Origin of the sequence: Aestuariivirga sp. (assembly GCF_044238155.1) — a bacterium.
In the GTDB taxonomy this organism is placed as follows: Bacteria; Pseudomonadota; Alphaproteobacteria; order Rhizobiales; family Aestuariivirgaceae; genus Aestuariivirga.
On the sequence record NZ_JBIIDX010000216.1, the window covers coordinates 1 to 3,810 of the forward strand.

Consider the following 3,810-nt stretch of genomic DNA (forward strand, 5'->3'; position numbering starts at 1 on the left):
GACCTGATCTCGGTCTGGCGCTTCTAATCGCCTAGCATGAACTGGAAACGGCCCGCTTCGGCGGGCCGTTTTCTTTTGGGGAAGACCGCAGGGCCGACATCGTGGCGCCGCATTTTGTGGTAGATAATTATTCAGCCTTGAGAGTTCCATGCCCGCTGCACGACACAAGCTCCTTCCGCTCATCGGCCTCGCGCTGCTGCTGGCAGCCTGCGAGACCCCGAATGTGGACAGCGAGAGCCGCGACTTCACCGTGCAGCAGACCTCGGTGCCGCCGGGCGAGGCGATGGCCAGCACCGAACAGATCACCAGGCTGGTGCGCCGCTCCGGCCCCAGCTATGTGACGATCGTCGTTTCACAGTCAAACCCCAAGGCCAGCCAGGACAAGGACAGCCGGCGCGGCACGGCCGTTGCCTCCGGCAGCGGCTTCGTGGTCGATGGCGGCGGCCTCATCATGACCGCCGCACATGTTGCCAAGCGCCAGGGCAATGTCGTTTCGGTGCGCGCCGCCAATGGCCGCGTCTATGCCGGCGATGTGATCGCCATCCGGCCCGACAATGACATGGCCCTCATCCGGCTTCGCGGCTTTGCCGGAAAGCCCGTCGTGCCCGGCGACAGCCAGTGCCTGATGCGCGGCAATTTCGTCTACTCGCTGGGCCGGCCGCACGACCAGGGTGACACGGCGCGGCTGGGCGAGTTCGAAGCCCAGAGCTTCGGCCAGGGGGTTCGCTACAGCGGCTCCGATTCGAAGTTCGGCTATCCCGATGCCATGGTGCTGCGGCTCTCGACCCAGAAGGGCGAGTCCGGCGGGCCCCTGTTCGATGCCAATGGCGCGCTGGTGGGCATGGTGGTGAGCACTCTCTACGACAGTGCCGGACAGCCGCTGAACCTCGCGCATGCCGTTGCCTCGCGCACGCTGGCGGGCTTCCTGTGCAGCACCACGGATTGCTCGGCCGAGTGGCGCAGCCTGGCCGGGGGCTTCGGCACCGCCTGCCCGTCCTGAGACGGGGCTGCCGGCTAAGATTCAATGGCCGAATCCGCAAGCTGGCGTCTCAGCCATGCTGCAGCAGCAGCAAGCACCGCCTCCCAGTCGTTGCTGCGCTGCTGATAGAGCAGGTCAAGGCTTGGATACCACGCGCTCACTTTCTTGCCCTGCCAGTACCAGATCTCTGCCTTGCCACATGGAACCATGACGGCTGTCCTCCTGCCAATCGAACCCGCCAGGTGCGCCGTCACGTTATCGATCGTGATGACAAAGTCGCAGGCATCAATCAGGGCGAGGAGACCGTCCAGATCATTGAAAATGTCCAGATCGTCCACAACCTCGACGATTTCGCCCGTCAGTTCACGGGCCCGGGCAATCTCTGCCGATACATCTCCGTACTGCAGGTTAACAAGGCGAGTGCCTGAGCCCTGGAGGACTTGCAGAAAATTCACCAGGTCAACGCTTCGCGACAAGCCAAACTCCTTGTTGATGCTTTTCCACGAAATTCCAACCACGGGCCGCCCACCAGGAGACCTGAACCTTGCACTGAAACCGGCCTTCGTCAGCGGGTTTGCAACGAGAAACGGATAGCGTCGACCTGTCACCCTTGCGGCGTCCACCTCAAGCAGGCCTCCAAGATCACCGATGGGCGCCTGCGCATCGAAGCCCGAAAGAAGCAGATCGTTCTGAACCTTGCGGTCGAGCAGCTGGATGTGCGGAAAAGACCGCTCGTAAATCGGAAAGAGTCGGCTGTCTGCAGCCAGCGTGATCCGCATGTTGCTGTTCGGTATCAGCGACAACAACGAGGCATAGAAAACCTCATCTCCGATACCCTGTTCCGCCCAGAGGAGCAAATGTCCCGCAAACGGCTTTCCGTTCCATTCCGGAATATCAGCACTCAAGCGCACGCCTGTGCTATTCCTTGTATGCCAACGCGCCTTGTAGAGCCTGAAGCCCTCTGCATACTCCTCGAGATACAACAGCAAGTGCGCCTTGCTGCATCTTGCTTCGACATCATTGGAATTGATGGCAAGTGCGCGGTCGTAGTCTGACCGCGCCTCAGAAAACCGCCACAGTTCTTTGTATGCAACAGCACGGTAGCGGTAACTCAAAGCATTGCGAGGATTGAGCTCAACAGCCTTGCTGAACGCCGAAACGGCCTGTTCATATTGCCCCATCACCGCCAGGACCTTGCCCTGATTTATGCGGGCATCGACCAGCGTCGGGTTCAGGGCAATTGCCCTCTCACAGCTTCTCAGGGCTTCTTCGTGTTTCCCGATCCGAGACAGAGCATATCCTCTGCTGCTGTATGCTTCCGCATAGTCCGGCTGCAAGCGTATCGCAGACTCAAAACAGTCGAGCGCTTCCTCGAAATGTAGAAGCTCGCATTTGACAAAACCAAGATTATAGAACCCGTCTGGAGTTTGTTGTCGCTGCAGAAGTTTCTCAAACACCTCGGTAGCCATTTGCCACTCACCAAGCTGGGCATATGCAGCTGCAAGGTTGTTCATGATGTCGAGCCGAGCCGGATCAAGCTTGTTTGCCGCCTGATAGCCCTCGATGCTTTCGTTATATCGCCGGAGAGACCTCAAAGCATTGGCGCGATTGAAGTGGGCATCAACTGAAGCCGGGTTCAGCAAAATTACGCGATCGAAATCCTTTAGAGCAGCATCATGCTTGCCGGTGACACGGAGGGCAACACCTCGCAGACTGTAGGCTTTCGGATTGCCCGGCGCCAGCGCGACAGCCCTGCCCAGCCACTCAATGGCAGCGGCGAGTTGCCCTGTCTGCAGATAGCAGAATCCCAATCGGCAGAGTACTTCATATTGATTTGGATTCTGCCTCAGCAGGTCCAAATAGACAGCTATCGCTTGAGGGAAGCGTCTTCTCTCCTCGTGCAACAGTCCATGCCTCATTCCATCTGCACTTCCTCTGGTCATCGGCATCTCATCCTGACCTATACGCAGCAGACCGGCTGCTGCAGAGCATTGCGGGGCTGAACGCCGTGACAATCAAGACACGCTGCTTCAAGCGACTTTCTCCAGCAAATGGCTTTTTTCGCAAATGCGACTGGCCGCTCCACGATCCATCTTCGGACTGCAACGAACTCTTCAATTCATTATTTGTGACGAAAAATTCAACACTCTGGGCTGCTGTGTCGACAAAGAAAGGACGACTTCTATCCTTGGAATTCAGCAGACCCAGGCCACCGTGGAACCATGATCCTCGAAACACGCTGGCACGGCAGCACCTCATCGTCTTCGTCAATAGTCTGGCTGCGAAACACTTCGTTCCAATCCTATAGCTGGTAGTCAAATGCAACAAAGTCCTCTTTGTAGAAGCCGTAGATGCGTTCGAGTTCTTGCTTGGAAGGAACGACCTCGCGGACCGTTGTATTGTTCGCCACCGGAAGCCGGACCTCGCCCTTCAATTTCAGTCCCAGATGGCGGAGCACTTCGCCAACGGCAGATTCGAGCCCGTCCTCATACTTGAAGACCTTTGACACTTTCCTGCCAACAAACCGAGTTTGCGGCTTGATGTGCCCAGAGACGACATTTTCGTCGAGCCCGTACTGCTCGAAAATGTACTCCAGATATTCCGAAAATCCCATCTTCGACAATCGCGCGGCAGATGTAGATTTCTCAATAAACCACCTATAATTGGAAATCATGCGCTTCACAGGATGCCGAACTACAGCAAAACTGAAGAGTCGCTCGAGGCTGTAGAGCCGGTCCAGCAGGTCATAGTCATAATGCGTTGGCGGAACTTTCAGATAAGAGCGAACTGGCATGTATGTCGCCGGGTCAAAAAACCCGGTCAATCCAAGT

The 3,810-nt window shown here is 57.2% G+C and carries 3 protein-coding genes; 1 reads left to right on the forward strand and 2 read right to left on the reverse strand.

Going from position 1 to position 3,810, the window contains the following annotated elements:
• Window positions 1-148 precede the first annotated feature (148 nt).
• The gene (locus ACILRN_RS16090; RefSeq protein ID WP_395689979.1) at window positions 149-1,000 is read left to right on the forward strand and encodes a serine protease; all 852 of its coding nucleotides are present in this window, start codon (window positions 149-151) and stop codon (window positions 998-1,000) included.
• Window positions 1,001-1,014: 14 nt separating this feature from the next.
• Here ACILRN_RS16090 and ACILRN_RS16095 read toward each other — a convergent pair whose 3' ends face one another.
• Together ACILRN_RS16095 and ACILRN_RS16100 are read right to left on the reverse strand one after the other, a co-directional pair.
• Window positions 1,015-2,928, reverse strand: a complete 1,914-nt coding sequence (locus tag ACILRN_RS16095) for a tetratricopeptide repeat protein (RefSeq protein ID WP_395689980.1) — start codon at window positions 2,926-2,928, stop codon at window positions 1,015-1,017.
• Between the two features lie 353 nt (window positions 2,929-3,281).
• Window positions 3,282-3,810, reverse strand: a 529-nt coding sequence (locus ACILRN_RS16100; RefSeq protein ID WP_395689981.1) for a sulfotransferase family 2 domain-containing protein, incomplete at its 5' end; no start/stop codon positions are given.

Coding starts and splice junctions, on each gene's coding strand:
- ACILRN_RS16090 (WP_395689979.1), top strand. CDS start 149: ATGCCCGCTGCACGACACAAGCTCCTTCCGCTCATCGGCCTCGCGCTG.
- ACILRN_RS16095 (WP_395689980.1), bottom strand. CDS start 2,928: ATGCCGATGACCAGAGGAAGTGCAGATGGAATGAGGCATGGACTGTTG.